Consider the following 15507-nt stretch of genomic DNA (forward strand, 5'->3'; position numbering starts at 1 on the left):
AAATGGATTTGATCAAGCGCTACGTCAGTAAGAAACGAGAAAGGAATACAGGCCAATAGTTGTTCAACAGAAATGCTTGATTTCGTTTTTCATCAACGAACTGAACAATTTGAAACAGGCCTGAATTATGTCACCTCCAACCGGAAAAATGTATCTCGGCATTACGATTGCCGTGATCGCTAGCGCCGCCGCGCTGGCGTGCATGCAGGCGGTCTCGTCGGAAAGCGATACCGTCGCCGAATCGACGGCGCAGCCCTCACTATCCGTGAACGTGACAACGTTAGAGCCTCAGACGCTTCCGACGACGATTGCGGCCAATGGTGATATCGCGGCGTGGCAGGAAATCATTGTCGGTACCGAAATCGGTGGCCTGCGGCTGGTAGACGTCAAGGTAGACGTGGGTGATGAGGTCACTGAGGGGCAGGTGCTGGCCGTTTACAACGACACGACGGTGCGCGCGGAGCTGGCTAGAAGTCGCGCCGCCGTGGCGGAAGCCGAAGCAACGCTTGCGGAAGCAACGGCCAACGCCCAACGCGCCCGGGGTTTGAAAACCACCGGGTCGCTTTCAGAACAGCAGATCCAGCAATACGAAACCGCCGAGCTCACCGCCAGGGCGAGACTCAACGTTGCACAGGCGGAACATGACGCCCAAGAATTACGCTTGGATCAGACGCGGGTGGTCGCCCCTGACGACGGTTTGATTACCTCGCGCACGGCCACGGTTGGTGCTGTCACTGGCACTGATCAGGAGCTGTTTCGGTTGACGCGCCATGGTCGCCTGGAGTGGCGGGCAGAGGTCGCCGCGTCCGATCTGAATAAGCTGCGACCGGGCCAGACTGCCAGGGTCACACTTTCAGATGGCCATGAGCTCGAAGGGCGCTTGCGCACCATCGCGCCGCTAGTGGACACCGCTACCCGTAATGGTCTGGTCTATGTCGACCTACCGTTAAGCGACGTCGCCCGGGCGGGAATGTTTGCACGGGGTGAATTCGAGCTGGGCACGCGCCAAGTGTTGACGCTACCCCGCTCAGCGGTGCAGATCCGTGATGGCTTTGGCTACGTGCATCGCGTCAGCGGTGAAGGCGAGGTAACGGAGCTAAAAGTTTCCCTGGGCCAGCATACGAAGGATCGTATCGAGATTCTCTCCGGCCTTGAACCTGACGCCTTGGTGGTAGCGTCGGGTGGCGCCTTTCTGGGCAACGGCGACCAGGTGAAGGTGATTGAGGGAGAGCCGGTTCATTCACCCCAAACGAACGATACCGACGTCGAGGAGGGGGTATGAAGCTGAATACCTCATCCTGGGGGATTCGCAACCCTATTCCGGTCGTTCTGCTCTTCATCCTATTGACCTTCTGGGGGCTCATCTCCTTCCGAGGCTTGTTTATTCAGGACTTGCCGGATGTGCAGCTGCCCCTCGTGGAGGTATCCGCCTCGTTGCCGGGGGCGGCCCCCGCCTTAATGGAGAACGAGGTTGCCCGCAAGATCGAGGACTCCATCGCTACCGTCTCCGGCGTCAAAAATATCTCTACAACGCTGACGGATGGCAATGCCGATATTGCTATCGAATTCAGGCTGGAAAAGTCCTTGCAAGAGGCTCTTGAGGATGTGCGCGACGCTGTTGCCCGCATCCGCTCGGATCTACCCGCTGACCTGAGTGATCCAGTGATTCGGAAGGGTGAGTTTTTCAGTGAGCCGATTGTACGCTACGCGGTGACCTCCTCCGATCTAGATGATGAGGCACTCTCCTGGTTCGTAGATGACAAAATGACCAAGGCCGTCTTGTCGGTGCCGGGCGTTGGCTCGGTTCGGCGTATCGGCGGGGTCGATCGCGAAGTCCGCGTGGCATTGGATCCGGATCGCCTGCTGGCGATGAACACGACAGCGCTGGATATCTCACGCCAGCTGCGCCAGGCGCAGTTGGAGGCGCCCGGTGGGCGTGTGGATGTTGGCGGAGCCGAACAGGCCGTGCGCATCATCGCCAACGCTGAATCCGCAGCCGAGCTGGCGACGATGGAGCTGGCACTCAGCGACGGTCGCCGTATTCGCCTTGATGAGGTGGCGACGGTTACCGATACCGTGGCCGAGCGGCGCTCAATTGCATTGCTTGATGGCGTGCCCGTCGTCGGCGTTGAGATGACCCGTGCCGAGGGGTACGGCGAGGTGGATGTGGCCGAGGACGTGCAGTCTGCGCTCGCGGAGTTGCAGGTGCAATATCCCCACGTCGAGATCGAAGAAGCCTTCAATTTCGTTGGGCCGGTGCTGGAGAACTATCAAGGCTCCTTGCACATGCTATTCGAGGGCATGGCGCTGGCGGTGCTGGTGGTGTTCTGCTTCCTGCGCAATTGGCGGGCCACACTGATTGCGGCGGTTACGCTTCCGCTGTCGATCATCCCCACCTTCGCTTTCATGCACCTGATGGGCTTCTCGCTCAATGTGGTGACGTTGCTGGCGCTCTCGCTGGTGATCGGGGTGCTGGTGGATGATGCCATTGTCGAGATTGAGAATATCGAACGGCACCTGCTGATGGGCAAGCCCCCGCGCCGGGCCGCCATGGATGCGGCGGCGGAAATTGGCCTGGCCGTTGTCGCCACTACCTTTACATTGATTGCCGTTTTTCTGCCCACGGCCTTTATGAGCGGCACCGTCGGGCAATTCTTCGTTCAGTTCGGTTGGACGGCCTCGGTAGCGGTGCTGTTCTCGCTGCTGGTGGCGCGCCTGCTGACGCCTATGCTGGCTGCGTATTTGCTGCGCAAACCCCAACATCCCTCGCGCGATCCAACGTGGATTAGCTACTACTTGATCGTTGCTAACGGGTGCCTGCGCCACCGTAAGACAACGCTCCTCACGGCAGCGGCCTGCTTTGCAGGAGGTATCTGGCTGGCCTCGACCCTGCCGGGGACCTTCATACCTCCCGATGATAATTCCCAGACGCAGGCGACGCTCACCTTGCCGCCAGGTAGCACTTTTTCTGAAGCGGCGGCGCTTGCCGAGCAGGCACGCTCACGCCTGGTGACGCAACGGCATGTCGTTAGCGTCTTCGCGGCTGTCGGTGGGGGCTCTGGCAGCAGTGACTCTGATGTGACCTCGGTTGAGCTGACCGTTGGTTTGTCGGATCGCGCAACCCGCGCGGGCGTTACGCAGCAAGACATAGAGCAGCAGTTACGCGTTGCACTCGCCACACTTCCCGGCGTGCGAACTCGCGTAGGCGACGAGGGGGATGGCTATGAGTTGGTGCTCGCCGGTGAGGATAGCCGGGTGCTTGAACTGCATGCCCGCCAAGTCGAGCGGGAGATGCGCGCCATTCCCGGCATCGGCGCGGTGAGTTCGACGGCCAGCCTGGTCAGGCCTGAGCTCCTTGTACGCCCTGATTTTGCCCGCGCCGCCGACCTTGGGGTTTCGGCTCAGGCCATCGCCGATACGCTGCGCATCGCGACAGTGGGCGATAACGCTGAGGATCTTCCTAAGTTGAATGTTAGCTCGCGCCAGGTGCCGATAATGGTTCGGCTGGCGGATGCTGCACGGGAAGACATGGCAACCCTCAAACGCCTACCGGTTCCTGGTGCTAATGGGATGGTGCCGCTTGAGAGCGTGGCTTCCCTCGAATGGGGCAGCGGGCCTTCGGAAATCACCCGGCATGATCGTCTGCGCAACGTCAATTTCGAGGTGAGCCTACAAGGGCAGCCTTTGGGAGAAATCGAACAGGCCGTGCAGGCACTGCCCAGTTTACGTCAGTTGCCACGCGGCGTGTTTCAGACACCAGAAGGCGATGCAGAGGAAATGGAGGAGCTTGCCTCAAGCTTCGGGATTGCCATGCTGACCGGCGTGCTGTGTATCTATATGGTGCTGGTGCTGCTGCTCAAGGATTTCATGCAGCCGATCACCATTCTGGTGGCTCTTGTGCTCTCCATCCCCGGGGCTTTCCTGGCGCTGTTCCTCACGCAGACGCCCGTGTCGCTGCCTGCCATGATCGGATTGATCATGCTGATGGGCATCGCCACCAAGAACTCAATCCTGTTGGTGGACTACATCATTATCGCCCGTCGGGTGCATGGGTTGGAGCGCGTGGACGCCATTCTTGATGCCTGCAAAAAACGTGTCCGGCCCATCGTGATGACCACCATTGCCATGGGGGCGGGCATGATGCCGATCGCCCTAGGATGGGCGGGCGATCCCAGCTTCCGGGCTCCCATGGCCTTTGTGGTCATTGGTGGGCTGATCACCTCGACGCTATTGAGCCTGTTGGTTATTCCCGTTGTTTACAGTGGCATTGATGATTTTGTGAACTGCCTGCGCCGATTGATTCCGAGCCAGAGCGAGAAAAAAACGGCTGGGGTTGAATAACATGGGGTTCTAGCAAGGAAGGCAACTCTTGCGATCAGGAAGAGACAAGATGCCATTAGTTTATGGCATCTTGAACTTTCGCATTTAGCTGTAAGAGACAATGTTTCCACTGCTTGCTAGACAACGCACATCAGCTTGGCTCACCCCTATCCGCAGATAACGCTACCTCCTTGTACGTTTCAAGCGACTCAAGCCGCTCTTTAAGCGCATGGCTAATGGAGTCATAGGCAGTGCTGCCTAACGTAAGGCGTAGTGGTGGGTTCGACATATCCGTTATGTTAATGATGGCATCAACGGTGTTGCCTGCATCGCCTTTAATGGCCAAGTCTCCTGACGCCAGTGCCCTACGTAGCTCGCCTGCTGGGGTATCTTCATAGATCGGCGTCGTGGGTGTGCGATCCAGTCCTTCAGCAAAGTGGGTCGCGGTGGGCCCCGGCTCGGCGATAATGAAATCAATCCCGAAAGGTGCGACTTCTTTCGCCACGGATTCGACGAACCCCTCGATGCCCCACTTCGTAGCGTGATAAAGGCTGAAGCTTGGATAGGCGATCTGACCGCCCTCTGACGATACCTGAACGATGCGGCCGCCCCCTTGTTCGCGTAGATGCGGAAGTACAGCACGCAGGAACTGGATGGAGCCAGTAAGGTTAGTCGCGATTTGCCGCTCAATCTGTTCATCGCTGGCTTCTTCGGCAGCGCCAAAGAGTCCATACCCCGCATTGCTGACGACCACATCGATTCGACCGAGTTTTGCGAATGCTTGTGAAACGGCATCTCTCATCGTCGGTGTATCTGTCACGTCGAAGGTCAGTATCTGCAAGCGATCACCATGCAAGGCGAGTAAGTCGTCCAGAGAACCCTTGCGGCGTAGCGTTGCTATAACGCGATCGCCGCGTTCCAGTAGCCGTTCAGTGAGTAGTCGGCCGAGGCCGGTGGATGTGCCTGTGATAAGCCAGGTTTTAGCCATGAGATCTCTCCTAAGTCATTCATCACGTGTTGCAAGACAAAGGCTAGGGCAGTAATACTGATAAGAGAATACTCATCAATTGGAATGAGGAGGTGAAAATTATTCACCAATGAGCAAGCCAACGTTCACCGACCTCAAGGCGTTTCAGGCCGTGGCGGAACATCGCAGCTTTCGCCGTGCAGCCGACCTGATGGGCGTCAGCCGCTCTTCACTCAGCCATACCATGCGCACGCTTGAACAACGATTGGGTACCCGGCTGCTGCACCGAACCACACGCAGTGTCTCGCTGACCGAGAGCGGCGAGCAGTTGCTCTTGCGGCTGAGTCCGCTATTGAGTGACTTGGAAGCGATCCTGGAGGATGCTTCCAGCGCCGAAGGAAAGATCACGGGACGGTTGCGTATCAATGGCAGCGAAGGGGCCGTGCGGCTGTTACTGCAAACCGTGGTACCGCGTTTTCTCGCCCTTCATGATGACGTTGAGCTTGATCTCGTGGCCGAGGGGCGGCTGGTTGATATCGTCGAGCAGGGGTTTGATGCAGGCGTAAGGCTGAGAGAGGCGGTTCCCCAGGATATGATTGCCATCCCTGTGGGTACTGAGCTGCGTTTTCTTGCCGTTGCCTCTCCTGACTATCTACGTGGCCGTGTGGCGCCAAAGACACCGGACGACCTGGCCTTTCACCAGTGTATAAAGCAAAGGCTGCCGAGCGGTAAGCTCTACCGCTGGGAGTTTCAGCAGCACGGCCAGGACATGGCGGTTGATGTTCCAGGTGCGTTGACCTTGGACAGTAGCCAACTAATGGTGGAGGCCTCAGTCGATGGTTTGGGCATCGCCTACGTGCCAGAGTCATATGCACTCGCCTATTTGAAGGATGGGAGGCTGGTCACCGTGCTCGAGGAGTGGTGCCCCCGCATCCCTGGGCTGTGTCTTTACTACCCCAATAACCGTCGTGTACCGCCCAGCCTGCGGGCGTTTATCGATCTGTTGCGAGAGTTGCGAACTTAGTCTCTATTAGCGCACCCCAATTTGAATAAGCGCAACGAACGCCTGGGCTGCTTCAGCGTGGAGTGTCAGGAGCGGTAACGCTGCCTCGTTATTATCTATGTATTGCCAATAACCCCACTATTAGGTGACTTACCTCTTGTGCTGACTAGATGGCTTTTGGGGCCGGCTGGGGTATGGCGCTGCCGGCCCTTGCCAGCCCCGCGGTCAAGGCAAGGCATGCAAAGCCCAGCACGGCGTAGTCGGGTGACAGCCGATCCATCAAAAAGCCAAAGAGTGGGGCGCCAGCCGTCTGGCCGATCGCGATGGTCAGGAAGCCGATCATCAGACCTGTGGCGGGCCGGTCGGGCAATGCCGTGACGCCCCATACCAGATAGGCACCTGTCACCATGATGTAAGCCGCGCCGAACAGCATTCCGCCGACGATTGCCAGTAGGGGAGTGGTGGCGCTGGTACCAACCAAAAGAATGCCTGCTGCCAATGCCCCCAGAAAAAGCCAATGCACCCGGTCGAGCCCGAAGCGCGCCACTAGTGTGCCTGCGCCAGCTCCCGCAATACCGGATGTACCGATGGCGACCCAAAGCAGCCCTGCGCCGGTATTGCCCCAGCCAAGCTGCAGCGCGACGAGTTTGCCGCCAAAAGACCAAATAGCGGTGCTGGACGCGCCCATCAAAAAAGCAGCGGCGATCAAGCGCATAATAACGCTGTTAAAGGGGGGCAAGCCGCCCGAGACCTGGGTCGCCTTGGTGCCGCCTGGTACGCTAAGCGCGGCAACTACCGCCATCACAAAAGCGGTCACGGCAAAACAAGCGAAAGCCAGCCGCCATTGACCTCCCATCAGTAACGCGACCGGCCCTGAAAGCACCACACCGGCACTCGTTCCGGCATTAATGATCGTGTTGGTGGCACTTTGCCGATCACGTCGCACGGCAGTGGCCACCGCTGCCGCCATGGGCGGCGATGCTAGCCCCGTACTTGAGCCTGCCAGCATGACCGCGCTGGCGAGCAATAGGGGGGAGGGCGCCATGGCGATGCCTGCCATGCCGACTGCCGCGACCAGTGCCGCGCCAATAGCGACGGCGCGGGCGCCGATTCGTTCGGTCAGGTACGCTGACAAAATGATGGCGAGACAGTAGCCCAGAAAAGCCCCGCCCGATATGAAGCCACTCAAGGTGGACGTGAGAGCAAGGTCAGTATCGATCTGGGGCAGAAAGAGCCCGAAGGCGAAGCGTGCAAAGCCATAGCACACTGCAATCAGTCCAAACCCCGCCGCACCGAGGTACACGCTGGGACTCATGATCTTGCCTGCTTGAGCAGTGCTGATGCGGCTTTGTGTGCCGAGACTACCGCCTTGGGGCCACGGTAAATCGCGGCCGCGGTGGCGCCTTCGTACAGGATAAGGATCTGCTCGGCGAGTTCCGGCATCGCCTGGCCATCGGTTTCTATCGCGACAATGTCCTGGATCTTGTCATAAAGCCTTGCCTTGTGAGCCAGTACGGCTTCAGTGATTGCCGGTATGTCTCCGCCGGTTTCGCCGTAGGCACGCAGAAAAAGGCATCCTCTTGCGCTCTCGCTCCTTATCCATTCTTCCAGCGCGTCGAAGAGTGCATCAACGCTGCCCACTTCGATGTGTGGCTGGAACCGTCGATGGCGCTCTTTAAGCACCTCCGTTATCAGCGCCGTTTTACTACCCGCATGCTTGTAGAGCGTTCGGCTCGACATGCCAGCCGCCTTGGTTAGCTTGTCCATCCCGGTGGCGGTAAAGCCGTGCCGGTCGAAAAGCTGCTCTGCTGCCGAAATAAGCTTTGTTTTGGTATCCATGCGAGCAATGTAAAACGATCATTTTACATCGTCAATTGTTATCTACTCGTACTGAAATACGAAGAACTCACATCTTGTTGAGCATCTCCACCACTTCATCGAAGTGGCCGTCACGCTCCGCCCAGCGCAGGAAGTTGACGTTTTCCACCAGGATTTCCCTGGGCGTGGGCTTTTCTTGGAACAGCGTCATGACCTCTTCCATATAGTCATTAAGCGGCATATAGCCTTCGCGGGTCGACTGCCCAGGTGTCAGCTCCGTTTGTACCGCCGGTGGGGCCAGCTCGATAAGCTCGACCTTGCCCTTGAGCTGCTCGCGAAGCGAAATCGTATAGGAGTGAATGGCCGCCTTGGTGGCGTTGTAGGTAGGCGTGCCACTCAACGGCACAAACGCCAACCCTGAGGATACGTTCACGATCGTCGCGTCTGACTGGCTTACCAAGTGGTCGGTCAGTGCGTTGGTTAGCCGGATAGGCCCAAGCAGGTTGGTGACGACCGTTTGTTCGGCATCTGTGATGTCATGGGTGCTGGTCAAGTCCTCGCGGCGCATGATGCCTGCATTGTTGATCAGCACGTTAAGGCGGGGATGCTCGGCGATGACACGTTCAGCAAAGGGCGTAATCGCTTGCGGATCCTCTACATCGACGACCATGGCGTGCATATTTTGCTGGCCCGCAATGGTTTCCTCCAGCTTTTCCCTGCGCCGACCGGCGACGATTACGGTGTTGCCAAGCGCATGGAAGCGAAGCGCAAGCTCACGGCCAATGCCTGATCCACCGCCGGTAATGAGCATGGTGTTTCCTGATGTTTTCACTTTTAAACCCTCCATCAATATGAATAACGCTGTGTGACTCAAGACCATTGAGGCGTCCGCGATAATGGTTGAGTCCTCCCAGTGTTAAGCATTTTCTGATGGTGGGGCTTGCCAAGCCTTGCGCAAAACTTGCCTGATCCTGCAGCTGTGGAAAAAACCTTTCTGAGGCATGCTAACGTTGATATGAGATGCTGGAGGAATGCGTATGAACTCACTCAAACAGGCGGTTCAAACCTATGCCAATCACGATGGCTTGGTGATAACCCCATTGCCGGGGCTTAGCATGATGTGCGTCGAAACCCCCGCCGGTGATTTGCAGTCGATATACAAGCCGTTGGTTTGCCTGGTGTTACAGGGAGCAAAACGCATGGCGGTTGGGCACCAGAACCGAGTGGTAGCGGCCGGTGAGTCGGCGATTGTGAGCGCGGATATGCCGGTCGTCGGGCGGATTGTCCAAGCCAGCCAAAGTGAGCCCTATCTGGCCGTTGCGATTGACCTGGATAGAAGGATCTTGCGCGAGCTTACCGCCCACATGGGCAGCGTTCGTACCCAGCGCCCATCCGAGATGCAGACGCTATTCGCCGAAGACACCGAAGCCGAGTTGATTGACTGCGCATCCCGGCTGATGAAGCTGCTGGATCGTCCCGAATCCGCGCCGCTTCTGCGCCCCGGCATCATGCAGGAGCTACATTATTGGCTGCTCTCGGGGCCTCACGGCAATGCACTGCGGGAGATTGCTGATCCGGATAGCTACGCAAGCCGCCTCGCCGCTGCTATCGAGATCCTCCGAGCTAACTACACGTCACGCGTGCCGGTGGAACAGTTGGCGACTGAGGCGGGCATGAGCCTTAGCTCGTTTCACAAGCATTTCAAGCACATGACGTCGCTAACGCCGGGCCAATACCAGCAGCGGCTGCGCTTGATCGAAGCGCGCCGCCTGATGCTTGACGAAGGTGTTACCGCGAGCAATGCCGCCTTTGAAGTAGGGTACGAAAGTGTCTCTCAGTTCACTCGCGAATACGGCCGTCTTTTCAAATCGCCGCCGAAGCGTGACGCACTGCGCTTGCAGAAAACCATCGGGGCCGCCAGTAGAAGCGCCGCTCCGCCGAGACGGATAGGCGCTTGAGGTACATGGCTGCTTACTCGGGTAGTTTGGCAATGACCTTGATTTCAAAATCAAAGCCCGCCAGCCAAGTGACGCCGACCGCTGTCCAGTTTGGGTAGGGTTTTTCCGGAAACGCGCGCGACTTGGCATCCATCACGGTGGCGAACTGGGCTTCCGGGTCGGTATGGAAGCTCGTCACATCGACGATATCGTCGAAGCTTGCCCCCGCTGCTGCCAGAACACTCTGCAGGTTATCGAAAGCAAGCTGCACCTGGGCGGCAAAGTCCGGCTCGGGCGAGCCGTCTTCACGACTGCCGACCTGGCCCGACACAAACAGAAAGTCGCCCGAGCGGACGGCGGCGGAATAGGTGTTCTGCTCATAAAGCGCCTGGCGGCCCTTGGGGAAAACGACGTCACGCTTAGCCATGTGAATCTCCATCTGTAGGTCGAGGTCGACCGGTTAGTTACGGTGATGTCACTTTAGGCCTGCATTCGTGGTGGATAAATGGCGAATTTTGTTCAACATTGTTTGTAGTTTTCAAACAATCACGAGGTGCTTGGCACAACCATGGATCGTTTCAACGCAATGCAGGCATTTGCTCGGGTGGTGGAGACTGGCAGCTTTACCAAGGCTGCTGAAACACTTCACATGAGCAAGACCAGCGTGACGCAGCTCGTGCAACAACTGGAGGTACGGCTGCGTGTAAAGCTGCTCAACCGAACCACACGCAAGGTTAACGTCACGGCGGACGGCGCGGCCTATTATGAGCGCGTCATCAGACTCCTGGCTGATATGGACGATGCTGAAACCAGCCTCTCTAACGCCTCGGTGTTGCCCCGCGGTCGGCTAAGAGTTGACGTGCCAGGCCCGCTGGCGCGAATGATCCTGATCCCGGCGTTGCCTGACTTCCACGCTCGATACCCTGATATTCAACTCGACATGGGCGTGAGTGACCGCATGGTGGACCTGATCGGTGAAAGCGTGGACTGCGTGGTGCGCGGCGGGGAGCTTACCGATTTATCGTTGGTGGCGCGTCGTGTGGGCGACCTGAGGCTCGGTGTTTACGCCGCCCCCAGCTATCTTGAAAGAGCGGGTGTCCCTTCGCATCCGCAAGCGCTGTCAGCCCCTCCTCACTACATCGTGGGTTTCAGATGGGATCGTGCGGGCTTGGTCTTTCCCCATGCCATGTACCGCAGCGGAGAGCGTGTCAACGTACAAGGACGCTATGTGATTTCGGTCGACGACGGTAATGCTGGCCTGGCGGCGTGCCTATCAGGACTCGGCGTAATCTGGCTCCCTGACTACATGGCCAGGGAGCACGTATCGAGCGGCGAGCTGGTTCGCTTATTCAGTGATTGGCAGCTCGACCCAATGCCTATGTACGTAGCCTTCCCACCGAATCGGCACGTAAGCGCCAAGCTGCGCGTATTCATTGATTGGGTCGTCGAGCTGATGGCTGAGCATACGCCTATGGTGGACCGACGGATAGACTGATGTGGCGGCGAGAGAGGGGGGTGAAGGCTTGCCATCGGCGTGGCGTAGCGGCTATGGGTTCAAGGGGGCAAGCTGGATGAAACCGAGCAGGCTGTGCCTTTCCAGTTGGCCACCTGCCTAAGCGACCGCTTGAAACAGGCAGTTGAGAGCGTCATGACGCAGAAAGCTAATCATCGTGGCTTAGAGGTTTTTCTTCGTCAACGACGACCAGTTCTCGGTCATTTTCCAGCGTTGCCAGGGCAATCTGGTAGCAGTCTTCGATATGACGGTTGCCCATCATCTTCATGGCGGTGTAGCTGATGCCGCCTGCCACGGCGCTGCCGACGAAGGGTACGAACTTGGAGACGCCTTTTGCGGCGACCCTGACGCCCATTTTCTGTAGCAGCATCACAATCAGCTTTTTGGTGATGTATTTCCCCGCCATCTTGCTGCCCGTATTGGATATGGCCGTCATTACGAACAGCTTGGCTTCGGTATCCAGGCTTTCGATTTGTTCAGGTGTTAGCCCGAACTGGTGATTAATCCTGGGGATCAGCCGCATCAAAATGGCGACGTCTGACCCTACATCCACCCCCGGCAGGGGAATGATCGCTGCGCCGGCTGAAAGGCGCGAGCTATTGGTGACCATCGCTTGGCACGACTGCTTGATGGCGTCGAGGTCTTCCCGTGACGTGATCATAAGGCGGTCCTTGTTTGACGAAGGGACATCCATTTGGCGTTGCAAATTAAGTACGACTCAACCGATAACGTAGTTTAGGCAGTGTACGCGCAACGGGGGGCAGTCGGGTGGCCATGATAAGCGCGGCAACTAACGCGTATGCTGCCCATTCGCCCATATCTGCCCGCACTACCCAGAAGAAGTGCAGCAGTACCAAACCCAGAATGGCGTAGGAAAATTTGTGCAGCGGCTTCCAGCGTTTGCCTAGCTTGCGCATCGACCACTTGTTGGAGGTAACACCGAGCACTGCAAGGCCGATCAGCGCGATCATGCCGACGATAATGTAGGGCCGTTTGACGATCTCGCTACCCAGCAGCGCCCAGTTAAGCCCCAGGATGAACAGCGCGTAGCTGAGCATATGCAGGGTGGCGTAGGCGAGTGTCCACAGGCCCAACTGTCGCCGGATTAGCGCAAAGCCTTTCCAGCGGGTGAGCTTGGTGAGTGGGGTAAGGCTGAGGGTAAGTAGCAGCATCCATAGCCCGCCAATGCCGATATTGAGCAGCAGGTAGCGCCCCGGCTCGGGGCCAGCGGCATTATTCGCTACCTGCCAGCTCCAGAACAGCAGCGGCGTTAGCGCCGCCAGAAACACTGCCACGCGCCAAGCTAACCATTTGTGCTGCGTTGCCATTAGTAGTGCTTCCTTAAGTCCATGCCTGCATACAGCTCGGCGACTTCATCTTCGTAGCCGTTGAACATTCGGGTTTCGATGGTGTTGGGGCTGAATAGGCTGTTAGGTAATCGCCGCTCGGTGGCTTGGCTCCAGCGGGGGTGGTCGACTTTGGGGTTCACGTTGGCATAAAAGCCGTACTCGTCCGAGGCAATCTGTTGCCAGGAGTTGACCGGCTCTTCTTCGACCAGTGAGATACGCACAATCGATTTGATACTTTTAAAGCCGTACTTCCAGGGAACCACCAGCCGCAAAGGCGCGCCGTTTTGGTTGGGCAACTCGCGGCCGTACATGCCCATCGCCATTATCGTCAACGGGTGCATGGCTTCGTCCATGCGCAGGCCTTCCACGTAGGGCCAGTCGATGATCGAGAACGAGGAGCGCTGGCCGCGCATCTGCTCCGGATCTACCAGGGTTTCAAAGCGCACGTACTTGGCTTTGCTGGTGGGGTCGGCGCGCTTGATGATATCGGCCAGCGGGATGCCCAGCCAGGGAATTACCATCGACCACGCCTCTACGCAGCGCAGGCGGTAAATGCGCTCTTCAAACTGCGAAGGCTTGGCGATGTCCTCCAGGGCAAAGCGCCCGCCGTTGTTGACTTCTCCATCGACCACCACGCTCCAGGGCTGGGTTTCCAGGCTGCCCGCATAGCGCGCGGGATCGCCCTTGTCGGTGCCGAACTCGAAAAAGTTGTTATAGCCACTGGCGTCATCAAAGGGAGCGATTTTGTCCTTGTCAGGGTTACTAGGAGTGATGGCGCGCCACTCGGTCTCGCTGATTTTCTCCTTTAGCCACGCGGGTGCATCGCCTTCGGGTACATCGGAGTAGTCTTCATTGGCGCGCACGTGACCAGATAAGGCGAGCCCTGCGCCTAGGCCTGCCATGCCGCCCATAAAGCGTCGCCGGGAGAGGTAGATAGATTCCGGCGTGACATCGGACTCGTTTAAGTCACTGGGTTTGGCAATCTTTATTAGCATTGGGGTGCCTCCACTCGCGATGGATAAGGTGTTATAGCTGTGACCATCTTGTACAAGATTTATCACAGAAAATTCGCAAAGTTATTACGTTTTTTAAACGTCGCTTTAGAAGGACGTGTATATCGGCAAGCGTATGCAGAAAGACGCTCCCCCAGCAGCACGGTTTTCCACACGGATATCACCCCCCTGAAGGGTCATGATTCTGCGTGCAATGGCTAGCCCTAGCCCTGCATGGCCAGAGCCGCCGGAAGCTTCACCACGATAGAAGGGATCAAAAATATGCGGTAGATCCTGTTCTGCAATGCCGGGGCCGCTATCCTGCACGTAAACCTCGGGTTCCCCCTCCGCCTGGCCGACAATGACGTCAATACGACCGCCCGGAGGGCTGTAGGCAATAGCGTTGATGATCAGGTTGTCCAACACCCGTTCGGTCATGGCCAGGTCGGCGTAGGCGGTGGGCAATGCCGGGTCGCCACTGAGGCTGAGCGTTAGCTGGCTTTCCTGTGCGGACTGGCCGTGTTTCTGCACTACATCGTGAACCAGCTCGGCCAGCGGGAAGGGCTCCGGCACCGGCTGTTTTTCCTTCGCCTCCAGGGCCGCAAGCTCGAAAAGCTCATCCACCAAGCGGCTCAAACGGCGGCCTTCCTTGAGGGCGATGTCGAGAAAACGATCCTGCTCCTGGGGGCTGAGACGGTCACGTCTTAACTTTAGGCTTTCGATATAGCCCTGCATGGACGCCAGCGGCGTGCGCAGATCATGGGATACCTGGGCGATCAGGCGACGGCGCTGGGCGTCTTTTTCCGTCAGTTGCTCAATCTGGTTGGCAATCCGCTGGGCCATATCGTCGAAGGTGACACCCAGATAGTCGATCTCGTCGCGCACCACAGGCCGTTTGTCTCGCCATCTTGTGGTGTGAGACCAAGCGCTGGGCGGGCTGTGGCGCATATCGCTGTTTTCGAATTGCTCCACTAGCCGCGTCAATGATCTCAAGCGGCGGGTCAGCAGGTGGAAAATAGTCAGCCCCGCGACCATTGCTACCGCCAGGCTGACCAGTAGCGCCCAGGCGCTCATTTCGAGCACTTTACCGCCACGGGCCATGGTTTCTGCGGCATCGTATTCCTCACCGCGCAACACCACATAAAGATACCCTTCCGGGTTCTCCGCCGTGGGCACCGGGGTAACGGAAAAGACTTTCTGGCGGTCGTGGCTGCGGGGGTCGTCGCCGAGGAGCGGGTAAAGGCTCATGTCATCCATCAGCCTGCGGATGGGCGACAGGGATACCTGGTTGCGTTTGATCTTCGCCGGATCTGCCGAATAGGAGAGAATGGTGCCATCGAGATCTAGCAGATAGATCTCGATGCTGGGGTTAATGGCCATGTACAGGGCGAACAGTTCTTCCAGGGCGCTACGGTCAAGCTCGCCGTCGCGGACTAAATTCCTGTCGGACACCAAGTTCTGGGCCAGATCCTGATGCAGTGCCTGGTTGACGGAGGCACTGTATTCACGCAGAGAATACAGGCTGATAAAGGTGTAAAGCAGGCCGACGGCCAGCAACAGCAGAAACAGGCCGAGGGCCAGCCGGGTATAGAGTGTTTTCAGCATAGC

At 57.9% G+C, this 15507-nt stretch carries 14 protein-coding genes; 5 read left to right on the forward strand and 9 right to left on the reverse strand.

Annotation, left to right across the window (positions count from 1 at the left end):
• Positions 1 to 127 precede the first annotated feature (127 nt).
• The gene (locus BLR97_RS09795; RefSeq protein WP_244511275.1) at positions 128 to 1282 is read left to right on the forward strand and encodes an efflux RND transporter periplasmic adaptor subunit; all 1155 of its coding nucleotides are present in this window, start codon (positions 128 to 130) and stop codon (positions 1280 to 1282) included.
• Positions 1279 to 4341 carry an efflux RND transporter permease subunit gene (locus tag BLR97_RS09800; protein WP_089705657.1) on the forward strand — a complete coding sequence of 1021 codons (3063 nt, stop codon included), beginning with the start codon at positions 1279 to 1281 and terminating at the stop codon, positions 4339 to 4341. Before BLR97_RS09795 ends, BLR97_RS09800 begins: the two co-directional genes overlap by 4 nt.
• A 130-nt stretch (positions 4342 to 4471) precedes the next feature.
• On the opposite strand, the gene BLR97_RS09805 is transcribed toward BLR97_RS09800, so the two are convergent.
• Complete coding sequence (locus BLR97_RS09805; RefSeq protein ID WP_089705661.1) at positions 4472 to 5308, reverse strand: SDR family oxidoreductase; 837 nt, start codon at positions 5306 to 5308, stop codon at positions 4472 to 4474.
• 109 nt (positions 5309 to 5417) lie between these two features.
• Here BLR97_RS09805 and BLR97_RS09810 point away from each other — a divergent pair, with 109 nt between their 5' ends.
• On the forward strand, positions 5418 to 6311 hold the full coding sequence (locus BLR97_RS09810) for a LysR family transcriptional regulator (RefSeq protein ID WP_089705664.1): 894 nt from the start codon (positions 5418 to 5420) through the stop codon (positions 6309 to 6311).
• Between the two features lie 145 nt (positions 6312 to 6456).
• Here the strand turns inward: BLR97_RS09810 and BLR97_RS09815 are convergent, their stop codons facing one another.
• The 3 genes from BLR97_RS09815 to BLR97_RS09825 all read right to left on the reverse strand — a co-directional run bounded on the left by BLR97_RS09815 (position 6457) and on the right by BLR97_RS09825 (position 8940).
• Positions 6457 to 7605, reverse strand: coding sequence for an MFS transporter (locus tag BLR97_RS09815; protein WP_089705667.1), 1149 nt, complete (start codon positions 7603 to 7605; stop codon positions 6457 to 6459).
• A complete protein-coding gene (locus BLR97_RS09820; RefSeq protein WP_089705670.1) occupies positions 7602 to 8129 on the reverse strand; it encodes a TetR/AcrR family transcriptional regulator in 528 nt (175 codons plus the stop codon). Before BLR97_RS09820 ends, BLR97_RS09815 begins: the two co-directional genes overlap by 4 nt.
• A gap of 67 nt (positions 8130 to 8196) precedes the next feature.
• Positions 8197 to 8940, reverse strand: a complete 744-nt coding sequence (locus BLR97_RS09825; protein WP_089706159.1) for an SDR family oxidoreductase — start codon at positions 8938 to 8940, stop codon at positions 8197 to 8199.
• A gap of 205 nt (positions 8941 to 9145) precedes the next feature.
• Between BLR97_RS09825 and BLR97_RS09830 the strand changes: the two genes are divergently transcribed.
• Positions 9146 to 10066 carry an AraC family transcriptional regulator gene (locus BLR97_RS09830; protein ID WP_089705674.1) on the forward strand — a complete coding sequence of 307 codons (921 nt, stop codon included), beginning with the start codon at positions 9146 to 9148 and terminating at the stop codon, positions 10064 to 10066.
• A gap of 13 nt (positions 10067 to 10079) precedes the next feature.
• Here the strand turns inward: BLR97_RS09830 and BLR97_RS09835 are convergent, their stop codons facing one another.
• A complete protein-coding gene (locus BLR97_RS09835) occupies positions 10080 to 10472 on the reverse strand; it encodes a RidA family protein (RefSeq protein WP_089705677.1) in 393 nt (130 codons plus the stop codon).
• Positions 10473 to 10613: 141 nt separating this feature from the next.
• Between BLR97_RS09835 and BLR97_RS09840 the strand changes: the two genes are divergently transcribed.
• Positions 10614 to 11540: a LysR family transcriptional regulator gene (locus tag BLR97_RS09840; RefSeq protein WP_089705680.1), complete on the forward strand. Its 927-nt coding sequence runs from the start codon at positions 10614 to 10616 to the stop codon at positions 11538 to 11540.
• Between the two features lie 166 nt (positions 11541 to 11706).
• On the opposite strand, the gene BLR97_RS09845 is transcribed toward BLR97_RS09840, so the two are convergent.
• From BLR97_RS09845 to BLR97_RS09860, 4 genes are all read right to left on the reverse strand, one after another.
• Positions 11707 to 12219 carry a hypothetical protein gene (locus BLR97_RS09845; protein WP_089705682.1) on the reverse strand — a complete coding sequence of 171 codons (513 nt, stop codon included), beginning with the start codon at positions 12217 to 12219 and terminating at the stop codon, positions 11707 to 11709.
• Between the two features lie 46 nt (positions 12220 to 12265).
• Entirely contained in the window at positions 12266 to 12886 is a 621-nt protein-coding gene (msrQ, locus tag BLR97_RS09850; RefSeq protein WP_089705685.1) for a protein-methionine-sulfoxide reductase heme-binding subunit MsrQ, read from the reverse strand.
• The gene (msrP, locus tag BLR97_RS09855; RefSeq protein ID WP_089705688.1) at positions 12886 to 13902 is read right to left on the reverse strand and encodes a protein-methionine-sulfoxide reductase catalytic subunit MsrP; all 1017 of its coding nucleotides are present in this window, start codon (positions 13900 to 13902) and stop codon (positions 12886 to 12888) included. The genes msrQ and msrP overlap by 1 nt, the downstream gene beginning before the upstream one ends.
• Positions 13903 to 14007: 105 nt before the next feature.
• Positions 14008 to 15504, reverse strand: coding sequence for a sensor histidine kinase (locus BLR97_RS09860; RefSeq protein WP_089705691.1), 1497 nt, complete (start codon positions 15502 to 15504; stop codon positions 14008 to 14010).
• Positions 15505 to 15507 lie beyond the last annotated feature (3 nt).

The organism is Vreelandella arcis, assembly GCF_900103865.1.
In the GTDB taxonomy this organism is placed as follows: domain Bacteria; phylum Pseudomonadota; class Gammaproteobacteria; order Pseudomonadales; family Halomonadaceae; genus Vreelandella; species Vreelandella arcis.